Source organism: Micromonospora sp. WMMA1949, assembly GCF_027460145.1.
Taxonomy (GTDB): Bacteria; Actinomycetota; Actinomycetes; order Mycobacteriales; family Micromonosporaceae; genus Micromonospora.
The window spans coordinates 5,814,053-5,831,910 of record NZ_JAPZBG010000001.1 but is presented as its reverse complement, the minus strand read 5'-3'; the positions used below and the strand labels follow the sequence as shown (position 1 = coordinate 5,831,910).

General features: G+C 72.9%; 15 protein-coding genes. 4 read left to right on the top strand and 11 right to left on the bottom strand.

The window, feature by feature from the left end; all coding sequences use genetic code 11:
- Positions 1-20: 20 nt before the first annotated feature.
- From O7607_RS27270 to O7607_RS27230, 9 genes are all read right to left on the bottom strand, one after another.
- Positions 21-1,433 carry a GH1 family beta-glucosidase gene (locus tag O7607_RS27270; protein ID WP_269706270.1) on the bottom strand — a complete coding sequence of 471 codons (1,413 nt, stop codon included), beginning with the start codon at positions 1,431-1,433 and terminating at the stop codon, positions 21-23.
- 39 nt (positions 1,434-1,472) lie between these two features.
- Entirely contained in the window at positions 1,473-2,480 is a 1,008-nt protein-coding gene (locus tag O7607_RS27265) for an ABC transporter ATP-binding protein (protein ID WP_269706268.1), read from the bottom strand.
- Positions 2,477-3,523, bottom strand: a complete 1,047-nt coding sequence (locus O7607_RS27260; protein WP_269706266.1) for an ABC transporter permease — start codon at positions 3,521-3,523, stop codon at positions 2,477-2,479. Before O7607_RS27260 ends, O7607_RS27265 begins: the two co-directional genes overlap by 4 nt.
- Positions 3,524-3,526: 3 nt before the next feature.
- Positions 3,527-4,504 carry an ABC transporter permease gene (locus O7607_RS27255; RefSeq protein ID WP_269706264.1) on the bottom strand — a complete coding sequence of 326 codons (978 nt, stop codon included), beginning with the start codon at positions 4,502-4,504 and terminating at the stop codon, positions 3,527-3,529.
- Positions 4,501-5,604, bottom strand: coding sequence for an ABC transporter ATP-binding protein (locus tag O7607_RS27250; RefSeq protein ID WP_269706262.1), 1,104 nt, complete (start codon positions 5,602-5,604; stop codon positions 4,501-4,503). The genes O7607_RS27255 and O7607_RS27250 overlap by 4 nt, the downstream gene beginning before the upstream one ends.
- An 87-nt stretch (positions 5,605-5,691) precedes the next feature.
- A complete protein-coding gene (locus tag O7607_RS27245) occupies positions 5,692-7,368 on the bottom strand; it encodes an ABC transporter substrate-binding protein (RefSeq protein ID WP_269706260.1) in 1,677 nt (558 codons plus the stop codon).
- Positions 7,369-7,489: 121 nt separating this feature from the next.
- On the bottom strand, positions 7,490-8,527 hold the full coding sequence (locus O7607_RS27240; RefSeq protein ID WP_269706258.1) for a LacI family DNA-binding transcriptional regulator: 1,038 nt from the start codon (positions 8,525-8,527) through the stop codon (positions 7,490-7,492).
- A 228-nt stretch (positions 8,528-8,755) separates the two neighbouring features.
- Positions 8,756-9,478 carry an FkbM family methyltransferase gene (locus O7607_RS27235; RefSeq protein WP_269707088.1) on the bottom strand — a complete coding sequence of 241 codons (723 nt, stop codon included), beginning with the start codon at positions 9,476-9,478 and terminating at the stop codon, positions 8,756-8,758.
- 486 nt (positions 9,479-9,964) lie between these two features.
- A complete protein-coding gene (locus O7607_RS27230) occupies positions 9,965-10,345 on the bottom strand; it encodes a YccF domain-containing protein (RefSeq protein ID WP_269706257.1) in 381 nt (126 codons plus the stop codon).
- A 205-nt stretch (positions 10,346-10,550) separates the two neighbouring features.
- Between O7607_RS27230 and O7607_RS27225 the strand changes: the two genes are divergently transcribed.
- Both O7607_RS27225 and O7607_RS27220 read left to right on the top strand, forming a co-directional pair.
- Positions 10,551-10,781 (top strand): hypothetical protein, encoded by a 231-nt coding sequence (locus tag O7607_RS27225; RefSeq protein WP_269706255.1) that lies wholly within the window; start codon positions 10,551-10,553, stop codon positions 10,779-10,781.
- A 9-nt stretch (positions 10,782-10,790) separates the two neighbouring features.
- Positions 10,791-11,900, top strand: a complete 1,110-nt coding sequence (locus O7607_RS27220; protein WP_269706253.1) for a M24 family metallopeptidase — start codon at positions 10,791-10,793, stop codon at positions 11,898-11,900.
- Positions 11,901-11,922: 22 nt separating this feature from the next.
- Here the strand turns inward: O7607_RS27220 and O7607_RS27215 are convergent, their stop codons facing one another.
- Positions 11,923-12,942: an effector-associated domain 2-containing protein gene (locus O7607_RS27215; protein ID WP_269706251.1), complete on the bottom strand. Its 1,020-nt coding sequence runs from the start codon at positions 12,940-12,942 to the stop codon at positions 11,923-11,925.
- Positions 12,943-13,062: 120 nt separating this feature from the next.
- Here O7607_RS27215 and O7607_RS27210 point away from each other — a divergent pair, with 120 nt between their 5' ends.
- Together O7607_RS27210 and O7607_RS27205 are read left to right on the top strand one after the other, a co-directional pair.
- On the top strand, positions 13,063-13,242 hold the full coding sequence (locus O7607_RS27210) for a hypothetical protein (RefSeq protein WP_269706249.1): 180 nt from the start codon (positions 13,063-13,065) through the stop codon (positions 13,240-13,242).
- 25 nt (positions 13,243-13,267) lie between these two features.
- Entirely contained in the window at positions 13,268-15,103 is a 1,836-nt protein-coding gene (locus tag O7607_RS27205; protein ID WP_269706247.1) for an HEXXH motif domain-containing protein, read from the top strand.
- 48 nt (positions 15,104-15,151) lie between these two features.
- Here O7607_RS27205 and fxsT read toward each other — a convergent pair whose 3' ends face one another.
- The gene (fxsT, locus tag O7607_RS27200) at positions 15,152-17,857 is read right to left on the bottom strand and encodes an FxSxx-COOH system tetratricopeptide repeat protein (protein ID WP_442929544.1); all 2,706 of its coding nucleotides are present in this window, start codon (positions 17,855-17,857) and stop codon (positions 15,152-15,154) included.
- Position 17,858: the final 1 nt, after the last annotated feature.

Genomic DNA, 17,858 nt, shown 5'->3' with positions numbered 1-17,858 from the left:
TGCCCCCACGCCGGACGACGTCAGCGCTGCCCGCGTACCCGCCGCACGGTGTCGCGGTACCAGAGCGCGCTGCGCTTGGGGGTGCGGCGCTGCGTGTCGTAGTCGACCCGGACGATGCCGAACCGCTTGTCGTAGCCGTACGCCCACTCGAAGTTGTCCAGCAGCGACCAGGCGAAGTAGCCGCGCACGTCCGCGCCGGCGGCCCGGGCGCGGGCCACCGCCCGCAGGTGCTCGGTGAGGTAGCCGACCCGGTCGTCGTCGGCGACGAACCCGTCGGCGTCCGGCTCGTCGTCGAACGCGGCGCCGTTCTCGGTGATCACCATGGGCGTGCCCGGGTAGTCGCGGTGCAGCCGCACCAGCAGGTCGGTGAAGGACTCCGGCACGATCTCCCAGTCCATCGCGGTACGCGGCAGGTCGCGGCGGACCACCCGGCGTACCGGCTTGCCGTCGTCGTCGCGGTCGCGGCCCTGCTCGTCCACCCCGGAGTGCAGCTGCCCGAAGTAGTAGTTGACGCCCAGCACGTCGATCGGGGTGGCGATGACGTCCAGGTCGCCGTCCTCCACCGGGATCCGCACGCCCTCGGCGGCCAGGTCGGCGATCACGTCGCGCGGGTACTCCCCGCGCAGCACCGGGTCGAGGTAGAGCCGGTTGCCCAGCCCGTCGGCGGCGCGCGCCGCGTCCCGGTCGGCCGCGCTGTCGGTCGCCGGGTCGGCGGTGGCCAGGTTCAGCGTGAGGCCCAGCTCGATCGGGGACCGGGCCGCCTCGCGCAGCCGCCGCGTCGCCAGCCCGTGCCCGAGCAGCAGGTGGTGCGCCGCGGCGATGCCGTCGCCCAGGTCGCGCCGGCCCGGGGCGTGGTTGCCGTAGGCGTACCCGAGCATCGCCGAGCACCACGGCTCGTTGAGCGTGGTCCAGGTGCGGACCCGGTCGCCGAGCGCGGCGAAGACCAGTTCCGCGTAGTCGGCGAACCGGTACGCGGTGTCCCGGTTCGGCCAGCCGCCGGCGTCCTCCAGCTCCTGCGGCAGGTCCCAGTGGTAGAGCGTCACCCACGGCTCGACGCCCCGGCCGAGCAGTTCGTCCACCAGCCGGTCGTAGAAGGCCAGCCCGGCCACGTTCGCCGGGCCGCGCCCGCCCGGCTGCACCCGGGGCCAGGCCACCGAGAACCGGTACGTGTCCAGCCCCAGGTCCGCGATGAGCGCGACGTCCTGCGGCATCCGGTGGTAGTGGTCGCACGCCACGTCGCCGTGGTCGCCGTTCGCCACCGCGCCCGGCACCCGGCAGAACGTGTCCCAGATCGACGGGGTGCGGCCGTCTTCGGCCACCGCGCCCTCGATCTGGTACGACGACGTCGCCACCCCCCACCGGAAGGTCGGCGGCAGCGTGTCGATCGGGTCCGGACCGGTGACTGACGACGGGCGGGTGAGGTCGGTGTCCATGGTTCTCCTCGCGGTTGGCGGGTGGTGGTGTCGGGCGGGTCAGCGGGACAGCGGCGCGACGGCCGGGTGCAGATGGCACGCGACGGCCCGCGCCGGGTCGTCGACGCGCGGCGCGCCGAGCACCGGCACCTGCTCGTCGCACCCGTCGAACGCCTTCGGGCAGCGGGGGTGGAACGCGCACCCGGACGGCATGGCACGCAGGTCCGGCGGGGAGCCGGGGATGCCGGTCAGTTCGCGGCGCGGCCCGTGCAGCGCCGGGAACGAGTGCAGCAACCCCTCGGTGTACGGGTGCAGCGGTTCGGCGTACAGCCGGGCGGCGGGCGCCTCCTCGACGATCCGGCCGCCGTACATGATCGCGATGCGGTCGGAGAACTCGACCAGCAGCGACAGGTCGTGGGTGATGAACAGCACCGCGAAGCCGAGACGTTCGCGCAGCTCGGCGAGCTGGCCGAGGATCTGCCGCTGCATCACCACGTCCAGCGCGGTGGTCGGTTCGTCCATGATGACCACCTGCGGTTCCAGCGCCAGCGCCATCGCGATCATGACCCGTTGCCGCATGCCGCCGGAGAGTTGGTGCGGGTAGCTGTCCAGCCGGTCGGCGGAGATGCCGACCAGGCGCAGCAGATCCTTCGCGCGGGCCAGCCGGCCCGCCGCCGTGCTCTTCGGCTCGTGCGCCCGGATCACGTCGAGCAGCTGGGTGGAGACCTTGTGCACCGGGTTGAGCGAGTTCATCGCGCCCTGGAACACGATCGACGTCTCCGCCCAGCGGAACTCGCGCAGCTTCGCCGGGCTGAGCGTGAGCACGTCGACCGGCGGGCCGTCGGCCGGGTGGTAGATCACCTGGCCGCCGCTGACCACGCCGGGCGGGGGCAGCAACCGGGTGAGTCCGTACGCGAGGGTGGACTTGCCGCTGCCGCTCTCCCCGGCCAGGCCGAGCACCTCGCCGCGGTGCAGCGTCAGGTCGACGTCGCGGACCGCACGGACCGCGTCCGCGCCGACGCCGTAGTCGACGCACAGCCCGCGGATCTCCAGCACCTGGTCGCTCATGGGGTCGCGTCCTCTCGGGTGGGGTCCGCCGGCCGCCGCATCGGGACCGGCGCCGGGTTCGGCGCGAGCACCGGGGTGAACCCGACGCGCATCGCGACGGTGCGGCCGTCGGCGGTACGGATCCGGGTCCGGCCGCCGGTGCGCAGCCGCGGGCTGACGAACTCGTCGATGCCGAAGTTGATCAGCGCGAGCGCGGTGCCGAGCAGCGCGATGGCCAGCCCGGCCGGCACGAACCACCACCAGGCGCCCTGCGCCAGGGCCTGCTGCCCCTGGGCCCAGAACAGGATCGTGCCCCAGTTCCACGACGTCATCGACGAGACGCCGATGAACGCCAGGGTGATCTCCGACATCACCGCGAAGATGACGGTGCCGACGAAGCCGGAGGCGATGATCGCGGTCAGGTTCGGCAGGATCTCGAAGCCGATGATCCGCCAGGTCCGCTCGCCGGTGGCCCGGGCGGCCTCGACGTAGTCGCGGCGGCGTAACGACAGCGTCTGGGCGCGCAGCACGCGGGCGCCCCAGGCCCACGACGTGAGGCCGATGATGAGCGCCACGAGCGTGTCACTGGCCTGGTCGACGAGGGACGTGACGATGATGATCAGCGGCAGCGCCGGGATCACCAGGAACACGTTCGACACCGCCGACAGGCCCTCGTCGGCCGCGCCGCCCAGGTAACCGGCGGTCACGCCGATGAGGACGGACAGGATCGTGGCGAGCACGCCGGCGGTCAGGCCCACCACCATCACGCTGCGCGCGCCGACCAGGATCTGACTGAAGATGTCCTGCCCGAGATGGGTGGTGCCGAACCAGTGCCGGGCCGAGGGCGCCTGGAGCACGTCGGCGCTGCGCGCGTCCGGGTCGTACGGCGCGATCCACGGCCCGATCACCGCCAGGAGCACGTAGACCCCGAGGACTGCGAGGCCGGTCGCGGCCTTGGCGTTGGCGACGAAGCGGAACCGGCGGCGGCGCGCCCGGGCCGACGGCTGCGCCATCGCCCCCTGGCCGGGGATGACCTGCTCGATGCTGGACGGGGAGAGTGTCATCGTTCAGCTCTTTCGGGTCCGCGGGTCGAGGAGCAGGTACGCCACGTCGGCGAGCAGGTTCGCCACCAGCACCGAGATCGTGATGATCAGGAAGATGCCCTGCATCAGCGGGTAGTCCTTCGCGCCGACGGCCTGGAAGAGCTGGAACCCCAGGCCCGGGTACGAGAAGACGATCTCCACGAGCAGCGTGCCGCCGACGATGAAGCCCAGTGACAGCGCGAACCCGGACACGTTCGGCAGCAGCGCGTTGCGGGCGGCGTAGCTGAGGGCCACCCGGCGCTCGGACAGCCCCTTGGCGTGCGCCACGGTGATGTAGTCCTCGCTCGCGACGGTGACCATCATGTTGCGCATGCTGAGGATCCAGCCGCTCATCGACGACACCAGGATGGTCGCCGCGGGCAGGATGCTGTGCTGGATCGCGCTCGGCACGAAGTACGCGTCGAACGCCGGCACCAGGCCCGGCTCGTAGCCGCCGGAGGAGGGGAAGAAGCTGCCCGGCCCGGCGAACAGCGCGATCGCGACCAGGCCCAGCCAGAAGTACGGGATCGAGGACAGGAACGTGGTGGCCGGCAGCAGCCCGTCGATCCACGAGCCGCGCCGCCAGCCCGCGCCGACGCCGAGCGCGGTGCCGAGCAGGAAGCTGACGATCGTGGTGACGCCGACCAGGCCGACGGTCCACGGCAGGCTGCTCCCGATCACCTCCGACACCGGGGCGGGGAAGAACGTGAACGACAGTCCCAGGTCGCCGCGCAGGAGCTGCCCCCAGTAGGCGACGTACTGCTCCCACAGCGACCGGTCGGAGTCCAGCCCGAACAGCACCCGCAGCGACGCGATCGCGTCGGCGCTGATCCGGCCCTGGTTGCGGGAGATCAGCGACTGCACCGGGTCGCCCGGCACCATCCGCGGGATGAAGAAGTTGAGGGTGATCGCCGCCCAGGCGGTGAACAGGTAGAAGGCCACCCGTTGCAGCAGGAACCTCACCGGGCCGCCTCCGTCCCGGCCGTGTCGGTTCCGCTCTTCGCCGCCGCGACGGTCTCGGCGTCGAACAGCCAGCACGCGGCCCAGTGCCCCGGCGCGTCGTCGACCGGGATCGGTGGCGGCAGGTCGGTGGCGCAGCGCGGCATGGCCGCCGGGCAGCGCGGGTGGAACCGGCAGCCGGCCGGCGGGCGGATCAGGCTCGGCGGCTCGCCGTGCCCCCGCTCGCCCGCCGCCGCGCCGTCGCCGCCCGCGCCGGTGATCCGCTCCGGGTCCGGCGCCGATTCGATCAGCAACCGGGTGTACGGGTGGGCCGGGCGCTGGGTGACCGTCTCGCTGTCGCCGCCCTCGACCATCCGCCCGGCGTACATGACGATCGTCTCGTCGGCGAAGTAGCGGGCCGAGGCGATGTCGTGGGTGATGTAGAGGATCGCCAGGTCGAGCCGGTCCTTCAGGTCCTGGAGCAGGTTGAGCACGCCGAGGCGGATCGACACGTCCAGCATCGACACCGGCTCGTCGGCGAGCAGCACCTCGGGGTCGGCGCCGAGCGCCCGCGCGATCGCCACCCGCTGGCGCTGCCCGCCGGACAGCTCGTGCGGGAACGCGTCCAGGTAGCGCTCCGGCGGGGTGAGCGCGACCCGGGTCAGCAGGTCGGCGAGCGCCTTCTCCAGCCCGTCCGGGCCGGTCCCGGCGTTGCCGTGGATGCGCAGCGACCGGGTCAGGTGGTAGCGGACCGTGTGCACCGGGTTCAGCGAGGCGAACGGGTCCTGCAGGATCAGCTGCACCCGGCGCACGTACGCCCGGAAGCGGCGCCCGCCGCGGACCCGGGTCGATTCGCCGTGCAGCCGGATGTCGCCGGCGGTGCGCGGGTAGAGCTGGGCCAGCAGCCGCGCCACTGTGGACTTGCCGGAGCCGGACTCGCCGACGAGCGCGGTCACCCGGCCGCGGCGCAGCGCGATCGATACGTCGTCGACGGCGTGCACCACCGCCGGGGTGCGGGAGAGGAGGTCACGCAGCCGCCGGCGGACGGGGAAGTGCTTGGTCAGGCCGACGGCCTCCAGCACCACCTCGTCGGCCGGCGCCGGTGCGCTCTCGGTCAACGTCATGCCGCATTCCTGTCTGGGGTTGCCGGTAGCGAGGGGCGGGCGCCGCCGGCCCGGCCGGGCGATCGTGGCCGGGCCGGCGGCACCGGGTCAGCCGTTGGCCGGCTCGAGGTGCAGCACCACGTCCACCGCGTTGGGCTGGGTGGGCTGGAGCGCGCCGTACGGGTTCGAGTCGTCCGGCCAGCCGGTCCAGTTCTTCGTGCTGTACGCGCCGCCGATGTTGTCCGCGCCGACCGGGATCATCGGCATCTGCTCGACGAAGATCTTCTGCAGGGTGGCCATGGCGGTGGTGCGGGTGGCGTCGTCGGTGGCGTTGGCGTACGACACCAGCGCGTCGGTGGCCTCCTTGCTCTGGAACCGGCCGAAGTTGCCCGCCGGGGAGGCGGTGCCGATCGGCTTGAGCACGCGGCCGTCCATGATGGTCCGGTAGATGTCGTACGGCGTGGCGCCGCTCTCGGTCCACCGGAACGTGGCCTCGAAGTTGCCCTGCTCGACGTTGCGGAACCAGGCGTCCTGGTTGGCCTTGTCGACGGTGGCCACGATGCCGATCTTCGCCAGGTTGCCCTTCACGATCTCCAGGCTGGTCTGGTAGTCGGACCAGCCGGCCGGGTCGGTGAGCCGGATGGTGACCGGCTTTCCGCTCTTGTCCTTGAGCGTGGTGCCGTCGAGCTTGTAGCCCGCGCCGGTGAGCAGCGCCTTGGCGCCCTCGACGTCGACCTTGTGCTCCTGGCCCTTGTACTCGGGCGCGATGAACGAGTCACCGGCCGGGCTGGGCAGACCGGTGACGCTCTTGACCTCGGGGTGGAAGTAGCCCGCCTCGGCGGTGGTGAAGATGTCCGCCCGGTCGATGACCATGTTCATCGCCTTGCGCAGCGTGGGGTCGTCGAACGGCTTCTTCGTGGTGTTCACGTAGAGGCCGTGGATGCCCAGCACCGGCGGCGCCCACATCTTGTGGTTCTTCTGGTCCTTGGCCACGAACACGGTCTGGTAGTTCGGGATGAAGACGAAGCTCCACTCCGACTCGCCGTTCGCCAGTGCGGTGGTCTGCGCGCTGTTGTCCGTGTACGAGGTGTACCGCAGTTCCTTGACCTTCGGCGGGTCCTGCCAGTAGCCGCTGTCGCGCACGGAGAGCGTCGTGGTCGCCGGGGTGAACGACTTCAGCGTGTAGGGGCCGCTGCCGACCGGCTGCTTCACCGGGTCGGTGGCCGGGTCGGCGATCTTCTCCCACAGGTGCTTGGGCACGATCGGCACCCGCCACAGGACCTTCTGCTGGTTGACGAACTGCGGGCTGGCCATCGAGATGGTGACCTCGTTGCCGCTGGCGACGGCGTCGGTGTACGGCACACCCTGGTCGTTGAGGGCCGGGAACTTCTTCACCAGGTTGTAGGTGAACGCGACGTCCTCGGCGGTGACCTTCTGCCCGTCGGACCAGGTCGCGTTCTCGCGGATGGTCACCTTGACCGACTTGTAGTCCGACGACCACTCGGCCTTGGTGGCCAGCCACGGCTTGAACGGCTCGGCCGGCTTGACCGGGTTCCACATCATCAGCGGCTCGTAGATCTGCCACCGGTAGCCGAGCGACGCGCCGGCCGAGGTGGTGAGGAACGGGTTGTTGTTCTCCGCCTGCGGGCCGTTGGGCATGCCGACGTTCAGCACCGTCGCGGCCTGGCCGCTCTTCTTGTTCGCGTTCGGGCTGTCGCCGCAGGCGGCGGCGCCGGTGACCATCGCGCCGGCCAGCGCGAGGGCGAGGAGTTGCCGTCTTCTCATGGAGGTCTCCCTCGGTGGTCCCGCATTTCCTCGGGCGGGATGTGGTGGATGGAGGGTGTGCGGTGGAGCCACCGGCGGGCGGGCCCGCCGGCGTGGTCGCCGGGTCCGGCGGGGTGGGGGGTCAGGTGACGTGGGCGTCGATCGGGTCGCTGGTGTTCTCGTCCGCGCCGGTCGAGTCGCGGGCGGCGAAGCCGGTCGGGATGACGGTCGGGGTGTCCGGCAGCGGGGTGCCGGCGAGGTGGCCGATGAGCAGCCGGGCGGCGGCCGTACCCATCTCCCGCAGGGGCTGGCGCACGGAGCTCAGCGGCGGGTGGGTGTGCCCGGCCAGCGGCAGGTCGTCGAAGCCGACCACCGCCACGTCCTGCGGGACGCGCCGCCCGGCGTCGCGCAGCGCCTGCAACGCACCGGCGGCCGACAGGTCGTTGTGGGCGAAGACGGCGTCGAACGGTACGCCGTCGGCGAGCAGCCGCCGAACCGCCGCGCGCCCGCACTCGAAGGTGAAGTCGCCCTCCACCACGCGGTCCGGCTCGATCGGCACGCCCGCGTCGGCGTAGGCGCCGGCGAACCCCGCGAGCCGTTCCCGGGTGCAGCCGAACCGGCGCAGGCCGGTGACGACCAGCGGCCGGCGCCGGCCCAGCGCCAGCAGGTGCGTGGCGGCGGCCCGGGCGCCGTCCTCGTTCGTGGTCCGCACCGACGGGAAGCCGGGCTGGTGGCCCCGATCGTCGATGAGGATGACCGGCAGGCCGCGCCGGTGCAGCTCGGTGATGTAGTCGAGCGTCCCCTCCGGTTCGACCACGAGCAGGCCGTCGAACGACTTGGCCGAGACCTGGGAGGCGAACCGGCGCATCGACTCGTCGCCGTGGGTGCAGGTGAACAGCAGCATGCCGTAGCCGGCGGCCTCGACCACGTCGGCCGCGCCCTGGAGGACCTCGCCCATCCAGGGCCAGGTCAGCGCCGGCACCAGCATCCCCACCACCCGGGTACGGCCCCGGGCCAGCCCGACCGCGCGGGCGCTGGGTACGTACCCGAGGTCGCTGATCACGGCGCGGACCCGGTCGGCGGTGCGGACGTGCACCTCGCCCTTGCCGTTGAGCACCCGGGAGACCGTCGTCTTGCTCACCCCGGCGCGGGTGGCGACGTCGGCGATGGTGATCGGCACGTGACGCTCCCGGATCGCAGGGATGAGCGGGGTGTTTCGGAACCGGTTGCGGAAGCGGTTCCGTGGCAGTCAACCCAAGTGGCGTCGGTCCCGTCAATCACAGATGAGTAACGATGTACTCCTAAGTTCGAGCCTTGAAAAAAGTGTCCCGGCTGGGCGTCTGCCGATCACGGCGATGAACAGGGTCGATGCCTTGTTTCCCGGCCCTCGGCCGTCCGAAATGGATGGTCAGGGGCGGGCGTACACGTCGCCCGAGTTGACCTCGTCCGGCAACGCGCGCAGGTACGCGGCCACAGCGGCCGCCTGGTGCCAGCCGGGCAGCGCGAACCGCATCTCGTCACCGAGCGCCACGGTGAACCGGGTGAAGCCGAGCGCGGTGAGCCGGTCCAGGCAGCGCGCCGTCAGCACCCGGGTGATGGTGGTGAACTCGAACGACAACGCGGGGACCGGCCGGCTCAACCCGGCCAGCACGGCGTCCTCGAACCCCTCCACGTCGATCTTCACGAACGCCGGCACGCCGTACGCGGCCACGAGCGCGTCGAGCGTGGTGCCGGGCACCTCGATCCGGGCGTCCCAGGTCTCGCCCTCCCAGCCGGGCGCGCCGTCGGCGGCGCGGACGAACCCGGGGGAGGCGGTGGACACCGTCGGGTTGGCCGAGTTCACGTGCAACCCCACCGGCCCGGCGGTACGCCCGCACGCCGCCTCCACCACCGTCACCGCGTCGTCGCCCGCGTACATCTCGCGCAGCGCCCGCGCGCACAGCGGCTGCGGTTCGACAGCCACCACGCGCGCACCCAGCCGGCGGAAGCTGCCCAGCCGGTCGCCCACGTGCGCGCCCACGTCGAAGACCAGGTCACCGGCGCGGACCAGCGGGGCGTAGAACGCGTCGAGCGCGGCGTCGCGCACCGGGTCGCCGTGATAGAAGTCCAGCGAGCGGCGCAGACCGGACATCTCCGGGTCCGCCTTGAGCGTCTCGATCACCCCGTCCCGCACCCCTCCGACGCTAGCCAGCAAACCCGCCCCGCGAGCCCCATTCGCGTCCCTCCAGCAACCACCCCATCCTCCTAGGACGCCGTAGAGGTGGTGCGCCAGGCCCTCGGCAGATCTTGGTACGAGACGGCCCCAATGAGGGCCTTTTCGTACCAAGATCTGGAGCGTTCCCAGGAGTCGGGACGCGTATCCCGCCAATTGGTCGTGCGCTCGCTGCCGGAAGGGTGCCGACCGGTGGGTGGAACGTCATGGGTGTCAAACACGGGCGGAGACGCCCATGACGTTCCACCCGCCGGGGGCGGCGCGGGCGCGCGGACCGGAAGGGGAGGGACGGGCAGACGGACAGGCGTCGACAACGGCTGGAAGCTGTCCCGGTGTCCGCCGGCCTGCCCGGCGCAGCAGACCTCGCCCGGCCTCGACCCGGCGGCACCGGGGCCGGGGAGCGGGTTACGGGGTCTCGACGACCTCCTGGCCGAGCGGCCACAGCGCCGCCGGGACCAGCTTGAAGTTCGCCACCCCGAACGGGATGCCGATGATCGTCACGCAGAGCGCGACACCGGCGAGGATGTGCGACAGCGCCAGCCACCAGCCGGCCAGCACCACCCAGAGCACGTTCGCCAGGCCGGAGGGAAGGCCGGCGCCCGGCTTGGGCACGATGGTGCGCCCGAACGGCCACAGCGAGTACAGGGCGAGCCGCAGCGAGGCGACGCCGAAGGGGATGGTGACGACGAGGACGAAGCAGATCAGGGCGGCCACGCCGTAGCCGAGGGCCAGGAAGAAGCCGCCACCGAAGACGAGCCACAGCAGGTTCAGCAGAAAACGGATCACCCCTCCATGATCGCTCGCCCCCGCAAGCGGGAGCCGCGGGAATACCGGCGTGACCGCCGGGTAGAGGAGGGCGTGATCGAGTCCGAGCCGTCGTGCCTGTGGCGCCCGGGCGCACGGGCGGTGCCGTGACCGCTGTCGTTCCGGTGGCGCGCCGGCACGTCCGGGAGGCGTACGAGCGGCTGCGCCGGTATGTCATCGTCGGGCGGTGGTGATCCGGGGCGGCGGCGCCGTCATGGTGCAGGCCGGCAGCACCGCCGTCCTGCTGGGCACAGTGGAGCCCAACGCCCCGGACCTGGCCGTGCCGCGTACGGCGAACGCGCTCGCCGCCCCCCTGGAGCTGCTCCAGGCGTCGGGCATGACCAAGATCGAGGCGGACCGGACGGCCGGTGTGTGTGAGCACCGGACGGGCTCCCGTCCGCACCCGAACGAACATTAGGCTGCGGCTGTGGGAATCGAGGAGCTGTACCCGGCCGCACGGCTGTCCGACGCCCAGCGCGCCACCGCCGCGGCGGGCCTGGACGCGCTGCTGCTCACCCCCGGTTCCGACCTGCGCTACCTGACCGGCTACGACGCCCGCGAGGGCGAGCGGCTCACCTGCCTGGTGCTGCCCGCCGAGGGCGAGCCGACGCTGATCGTGCCGGTGCTGGAACGGCCGGACGCCGAGGCCGCACCCGGCGCCGGGTTCCGGATCGTCGACCACGCCGACGGCACCGACCCGTGGCCGCTCGTCCGCGCGGCGCTACCGGGGCCGGTCCGCGCCGTCGGGCTGGCCGACCGGATGTGGGCTCAGCAGGTCCTCGCGCTGCGCGACGTCCTGCCCGGCGTGGCTCAGCGGCTCGCCTCCGAGGTGCTGCGCGAGATGCGGATCCGCAAGTCGCCGGCCGAGGTGGCCGCGCTGGCCGAGGCGGGTGCCGCGATCGACGCGGTGCACCTGCGGATGGGGGAGTGGCTGCGCCCCGGCCGCACCGAACGGGAGGTCGCCGCCGACCTCGCCGCCGCGATCCGGGCCGCCGGGCACGCCGCTGTCGACTTCGTCATCGTGGCCGCCGGCCCCAACGGCGCGAGCCCGCACCACGGCACCTCGGACCGCCCGATCGGCGCCGGTGAGCCCGTGGTGGTCGACATCGGCGGCACGATGCCGTCGGGCTACCGCTCCGACTGCACCCGCACGTACGTCGCCGGCGGCCCCGCCCCGGCCGAGTTCGCCGACTACTACGCGGTGCTGTGGGAGGCGCAGCGCGCCGCCGTGGCCGCGGTCGCGCCGGGAGTGACCGCCGAAGCCCTCGACGCGGTCGCCCGGGACGTCATCACCGCCGCCGGTTTCGGCGACGCCTTCCTGCACCGCACCGGGCACGGCATCGGCCTCGACGGCCACGAGGAGCCGTACGTGGTGACGGGCAACCGCTTGCCGCTCCAGGCCGGCATGGCGTTCTCGGTCGAACCCGGGATCTACCTCGCCGGGCGGCACGGCGCCCGGATCGAGGACATCGTCGTCTGCACGCCCGACGGCGGGCAGCGGCTCAACGCCACTCCCACGGAGCTGGTCGCGCTCTGACCGCGTGCCGTGGCGGTGCCGGTCAGCCCGCGTCCAGGGCCACCAGCCGCTCCCGCAGTTCGTCGACGACCGGGTGCTCCGGCACCAGGGCCGCCAGGGCGTCGGCCAGGGCCCGGCCGGGGGCGAGGTGCCGGTAGTCGCGCAACGTGCCGAGCGCCGCGAGCAGTTCCAGCCGCGCCGGCCCGGGCCGGGACAACTGCTCGCGTACGCGCAGCGGCAACCGCGCGTACGCCTGCGCGCGGAACGCCGGGTCGGTCATCCCGGGCACCTCGAGGAGCAGGTCCACCAGCTCGCTGTCGTTCAGCGGTGACGACGCCGCGGTGGCCGTGCGGGGCCGCGGAACGGGGTGCGCCGGTGGCCGGACCTCGTCGTCGGCCAGGTGCCACAGCGCCTGCCGCAGGACGACGTAGGACCGGTGCTGGGGTGAGTCCGGCCGGACGATGCTGAAGTGGTCACCGGGCAGCACACCGGCGTCCGGGAAGACGCTGCGGGCCGACGCCGGCGGCACCACGGCGTCGCTCTCGCCCGCGAACGCCAGCACCCGCATCGACGGCTCGGGCACGTGCACGAGCCGGTGCAGCACGGCGCGCTGGGCGTCGAGCACTGCGGCGTTGAGCGGCCTCAGTTGCCGCTCCTGCGGGTTGCGCAGCAGCGTCCGGCGTGCCGGCAGGCCGAGGTCGGACCCCGCCGTCGGGCAGGCGTACATCAGCAGGAGGCGGAGGCGGCCCAGGTCGGGGTCGTTGTCGGTGAGCATCCGGGCCAGGGCGCGTTGCGCCACCAGTCCGCCCTGGCTGTGCGTGACCAGCGCCAGCCGGGGGCGGTCGGCGAGGTCGTGGCGCAGGAACGTGCGCAGGCTGTCGGCCACCTCGTCGAACGTCGGTATCCGCCGCAGTGGGTGCCAGGCCAGCAGCGGCGAGGCGTAGCGGAAGGCGTGGGTCTCGACGTCGCCGAGCGCGGGGTCGCCGCGGATCAGATCGCGGAAGGCGGACCAGACGTGGTCCGAGGAGAGGAATCCGTGGACGAACACTGTGGTGGTGGCCACGACGTCACGCTAGCATCGTGCCGCTCGTGGACGGTGGTCCGAAAGCCGTCGCGCGCCACGCCGTGGCCAATCGGCAAGGCGACCGCTGTCGAGGGCCGCCAATATGGATAATGACTCCCCGTGAATCAACCGTACGCAATCGACGTCGACTCTGAACTTGTCGACCTCAACGCGGTCTCGTTGGACCGCCTTCCTGAGCTTGACCAGGAGATTCTCGGTCCGGTCATGGGCCGGCTGCTGCGTCGTGTCGACGATCCCGAGAGCATCACCAGTGGTTACAATCCGCAACGACTCGACTGATATCGGCCGTCCGGGTGGAGGACGCATGACCGTCACGCTGCCGTTGGCCGAGCCGGTGCGGCACCGGCTCGGCCGCCACCACTTCGGGGCCCTGGCGGCGGGTGGCGGCGACGCCGGCACCGTCGACGAGCTCCTGGCCGCCGAGCACAGCTGGCGGCTCCTGCAACTGCGCGCCGTGCTGGACGCGGTGTCCGCGACACCGGAGGCGGCGGGTCCGCTGCCTCCGGTGGCCGACGCCTGGGCCCTGCTGGTGGCGGCGCAACGCCACGCCCCGGACGTCGTCGACCGGCTGCTCACGCATCCACACGTCGGCACCTGGGCCGGCTACGTGCTGCGCCGGCTGCGCGGCTCCACAACCACCGCCGAGGGTCCACTCTGGGTGGACCTCGGCTACCTGCACGCCCTCGCCGCCGCCGCCGGCGTACGCGCGGGCCTGCCGTCGTTCACGCTGCGGGTGCCGGTCCGCGACGGGTTCGCCGCGTTGCCCACACTCGGTGGCGCCGTGCTGCCGGCCGCGCAACGGTGGAGCGTGGCCGAGGTGGCAGCCGCCGGTGGCGAGGCGACCGTCGCGCTGGACGGTCACCGGGTCGCGTTCCACGGCGACGGCGGCGGCGCGGACGGCTGGTTCGCGCTGCCCACCGTCGCGGCGGAGGCGGGCGGGCAGACGCTGACCGTCGCGCTGGACTTCCTCGACCCGTACCGGAACCTGCGCAGCCCGACCCCGCCGGACCTGGACACGGTCGCGGCGATCGACCGCTGGCGGACGCTGCTCACCCAGGCGTGGGACCTGCTGGTCCGGGTGTGCCCGGAGCGCGCGGCGCCGATCGCCCGCGGCCTGTTCTCGGTGGTGCCGCAACGCCCGGCGGAGCGGTTCCGCACCATGAGCGCGTCCGCCGGGGACGCGTTCGGCAGCATGCTCATCTCCGAGCCGGAGGACGCGCCGGAACTCGCTGTCACGCTGATCCACGAGTTCCAGCACATCAAGCTCGGCGGCCTGCTGCACCTGACCCCACTGACGACCGGCGAGCCTTCGCAGCGGCTCTACGCGCCGTGGCGGGACGACCCGCGCCCGCTGGGTGGTCTGCTCCAGGGCGTGTACGCGTTCGTCGGGATCACCGAGTTCTGGCGGGCGTACCGTCCGGTGGCCACCGGCGCGGCGCGGACCGTGGCGCACTTCGAGTTCGCCAGGTGGCGGCGGCAGGTCACCGCGACCCTGGCGGCGCTGCGCGCCCGGCCCGAGCTGACCGACGTCGGCCGGCATCTGCTGGACGGCCTGGCCGCCACCGCGGAGACCTGGTGGTCCGAGCCGGTGCCGGCGGAGGTGCTCGCCGCGGCCGACGCTGCGGTCGACGACCACCGGGCCCAGTGGCGGCTGCACCACCGGCGTCCCGACCCGGCGGCGGTGCGGGCGTTCGCGGCGGCTCGCGAGGCCGGCGACGCCCGTCCGGACGACTACCCGGAGCCGCCGGTCGAGGCGGACCCCGGCGCGCGGCGGCTGGACACCCGGGCGGTGCTGCTGCTGTGGCGGCTCACCGACGCGGAGGGCTTCGCGCGGTTGCGTAAGGACCCGTCGACGGTCGGTGAGCAGGTCACCGGTGCGTCCGCGGCCGACCTGGCCTACGCCGCCGGTGACCTCGGGCAGGCACACGAGCTCTACCTCGCGGAGCTGGCGACCGGCTCGGCCGGCCCGTCCGCGTGGGCCGGGCTGGGACTGACCACCGCCGCGCTGGGCCACGCCCCGGCGGCCGAGGCGCTGCGCAGCCGGCCGGAACTGGTCCGGGCCGTGTACCACCGGGTCGCCACCGCGTCGCCCGTCGACCCGGTGGACCTGGCGGCCTGGGTGGGGCCGTCCGCCGGGTGACACCACCGTCCACGGTGGCGGGGAGCCCGCCACCGTGGACCGTGTCGGCTACAACGGCATCGGGTCCAGGTCGCAGTTGCCCCGGACGGTCGGGTCCAGGCCGGCCCGGGTCGCCGGGTGCGTGTCGCCGAGCGTCCGGCGGAACGTCGGGCCGATCTCGTCGAGCAGCGCCCGCCCCTCCGCCTCCCGGCCCAGGGCGATCAGGTCCATCGCCAGGTTGCCCAGCGCGATCAGCGTGGTCGGGTGCTCCGGGCCGAACACCTCCCGCGCCCGCTCCACAGTCGCCTGGTCCAGCTCGTACGCGGGCTGGTGCTCGCCGAGCACGTAGAGGTCGTTGCCGAGGTTGATGGACGCGGCCAGGACCAGCGGATGGTCCCGGCCCAGCCGGCGGGTGAGGATCGCCAGGCCCGCCTCGTTCACCGACCGCGCCAGCGTGGCGTCCCCGCGCAGCCGGTGCACGATCGCCAGGTTCGCCCGGGCCGCCACCGTGTACGGGTGCTCGTCGCCGAACAGCTGCCGGTAGTGCTCGCCGATCTCCTCGCTGAGCTGCGCCGCGGCGTCCAGTTCGCCGGTGGCGCGCAGGTCGACGGCGAGACCGAACGCGGCGAGCAGCGTGTCCGGGTGGGCCTCGCCGTAGCGGGCGGCGAAGCCGTCGCGTACCTCCTGGGAGAGGGCGCGGGCGGCCACGTGGTCACCGGCCTTGCGCACCGCGGAGGCCAGCCGTCGGCGGGCCAGCAGCGTCTGCGTCTGGGCGCTGCCCCAGACCAGTGGCAGCCGGTCCACCACGTTCTGCATCTCGGCCCGGGCGGGCAGGTACTCGCCCAGTTCCCGGCGGTCGATGATGAGGTTCAGCTGGGATTCCAGCGTCTGCGCGTGGTCCTCGCCGAACAGCAGCACCCGGTGTGCGTAGGTGGCCTGGTCGACAGTGAACGCCCGCCGCATGTCGCCGTTCAGGCGCAGGCTGACGGCGAGGTTGTGGGCGGCGTTGAGCGTGCTCGGGTCGTCCTCGCCGAGCAGCACCACGTGCCGCCGGTAGACGTCCTCGTCGATCTCGAGGGCCCGCGCGAAGTCCCCGGCGACCCGCAGGTCGGCGGCGACCGCGCCGAGGGCGCTCAACAGTTCCTCGGTGTCCTCGGCGGTGGCGCTCTCGTGGTCCCGCAGGATCCGGGTGTTCAGGTCGGCGGCCTCGGCGTGCCGGCCGAGCCGGTAGAGCATGAACCCGAGCCACTGGCCGATCCGCAGGGTGGTCGGATCGGTTTCGCCGAGCCGTTCCCGCCAGGTCTGGTAGGCGTGCCGGGACAGTTCCAGCGACGCCTCCATGTCGCCCCACCAGTAGAGGTAGCGGGCCTCGTTGTAGACCAGCTGGTGCACCCAGCCCTGGGCGGACTCGACCGCGCCGGAGACCAGCACGTGCGGGTAGAGGTCGGCGTAGCTGGGCCAGTTGCCAGGCGTGTCCGGGTCGTTGCGGTCGCCGGTGGCGAGCAGCCGGTGGGCGCTGGCGCGCATGGCGTCGCGTTCGGCGGCGGTCATCCGGTCCAGGAGTACCGCCTGGATCAGCCGGTGCATCTGGATCGAGTTGGTGCGGTGGATGACCCGGGCCAGCGCGTACCTGTTGATGTCGCGGATCGCCCGGCCGAGTCGCATGGGGTCGCGCAGCGCGCCGTTGAGGTCGGGGTGGATGTCGGCGTTCTGCGCGCCGCTGAACAGCGTGCGCGGGATGGGCTCGGGGGCGAGGAAGGAACACACCTGCAACAGCCGGAACGCGGCCGGGTTGGCGACCACCAGACGGTCCAGCGAGACGTTCCACGCGGCGGCCACCGGCAGTTGGTAGTCCATCGGGGGCGCCTGTTCGAGCAGTTCGACCCGCTTCTCCTCGAACAGCCGCAGGTACTCCTCGGCCGGCATGCCGGTCTCGGCGCGCCAGGCGGCGGCCTGCTCCAGGGCCAGCGGCAGGTCGCCGAGCGCCTCGGCGAGCTGGTCGGCCTCCTCGTCGGTGAGTTCCGGGCCGCGCCGGCGGAGCAGTTCGATGCTCTCCGTACGGGTGAAGACGTCCACCTCGAGCGTGCGCGCCATGGAGGCCCACTGCGGGTTGCGAGAGGTGATCATGATGCTGCCGGAGCCGCCGATGGGCAGGTACGGCAGGAGCACCTCGGGGCTCTCCGCGTTGTCGAAGATCAGCAGCCAGCGTGGGTAGGGCCGGCCCAGCCGCAGCGCCTCCTGCACGGCGAGGCGGGCGCTGCTCACGTCCGGCCCGGCGGTCAGGTTCATCCGGTGGGCCAGCTCGACGAGCGAGGCGCCGATCTGGGTGGCGCGCTCGGCGGGGATCCACCAGATCAGGTCGTACTCGCCCTGGTGCTGGTAGACGTACTCGACGGCGAGGTGCGACTTGCCCACCCCGCCCATGCCGTGCAGCGCGTGCGGCAGCACCGCCGTGGTGCCGCCCTTGATCTGCCGGTGCAGCAGGGCGAGCAGGTCGGCGCGGCCGGTGAAGTTCGGGTTACGGGGCGGGACGTTGCCCCACACGGCGGGAGTCCGGCCGGGGGTGGTGGCGTCCACTGGGGTCGACGACAAACCGGCTCCTTCAGCGGGGACGCTACGGGGGACGTCGGCATCTTCGCCTACCGCCATGATGACATTCGTGCCCCGCGATGCGGGAGTGTCGCGGACGTCGGGTTCGCCCGGCGTGTCCCGCTCGATCGCCGTGCGCAGCCGCCGGGCCCGCCCCAGGTAGCGGCCGGACAGCGCGCGCAGCACC

What these genes read in the sequence shown, in the direction of transcription:
- O7607_RS27235 (WP_269707088.1), bottom strand. Translation starts at nt 9,478, where the DNA reads ATGTCCGGTCTGCGCCGCTCGCTGGACTTCTATCACGGCGACCCGGTG.
- O7607_RS27265 (WP_269706268.1), bottom strand. Translation starts at nt 2,480, where the DNA reads ATGAGCGACCAGGTGCTGGAGATCCGCGGGCTGTGCGTCGACTACGGC.
- O7607_RS27250 (WP_269706262.1), bottom strand. Translation starts at nt 5,604, where the DNA reads ATGACGTTGACCGAGAGCGCACCGGCGCCGGCCGACGAGGTGGTGCTG.
- O7607_RS27270 (WP_269706270.1), bottom strand. Translation starts at nt 1,433, where the DNA reads ATGGACACCGACCTCACCCGCCCGTCGTCAGTCACCGGTCCGGACCCG.
- O7607_RS27245 (WP_269706260.1), bottom strand. Translation starts at nt 7,368, where the DNA reads ATGAGAAGACGGCAACTCCTCGCCCTCGCGCTGGCCGGCGCGATGGTC.
- O7607_RS27205 (WP_269706247.1), top strand. Translation starts at nt 13,268, where the DNA reads ATGACCGTCACGCTGCCGTTGGCCGAGCCGGTGCGGCACCGGCTCGGC.
- O7607_RS27260 (WP_269706266.1), bottom strand. Translation starts at nt 3,523, where the DNA reads ATGACACTCTCCCCGTCCAGCATCGAGCAGGTCATCCCCGGCCAGGGG.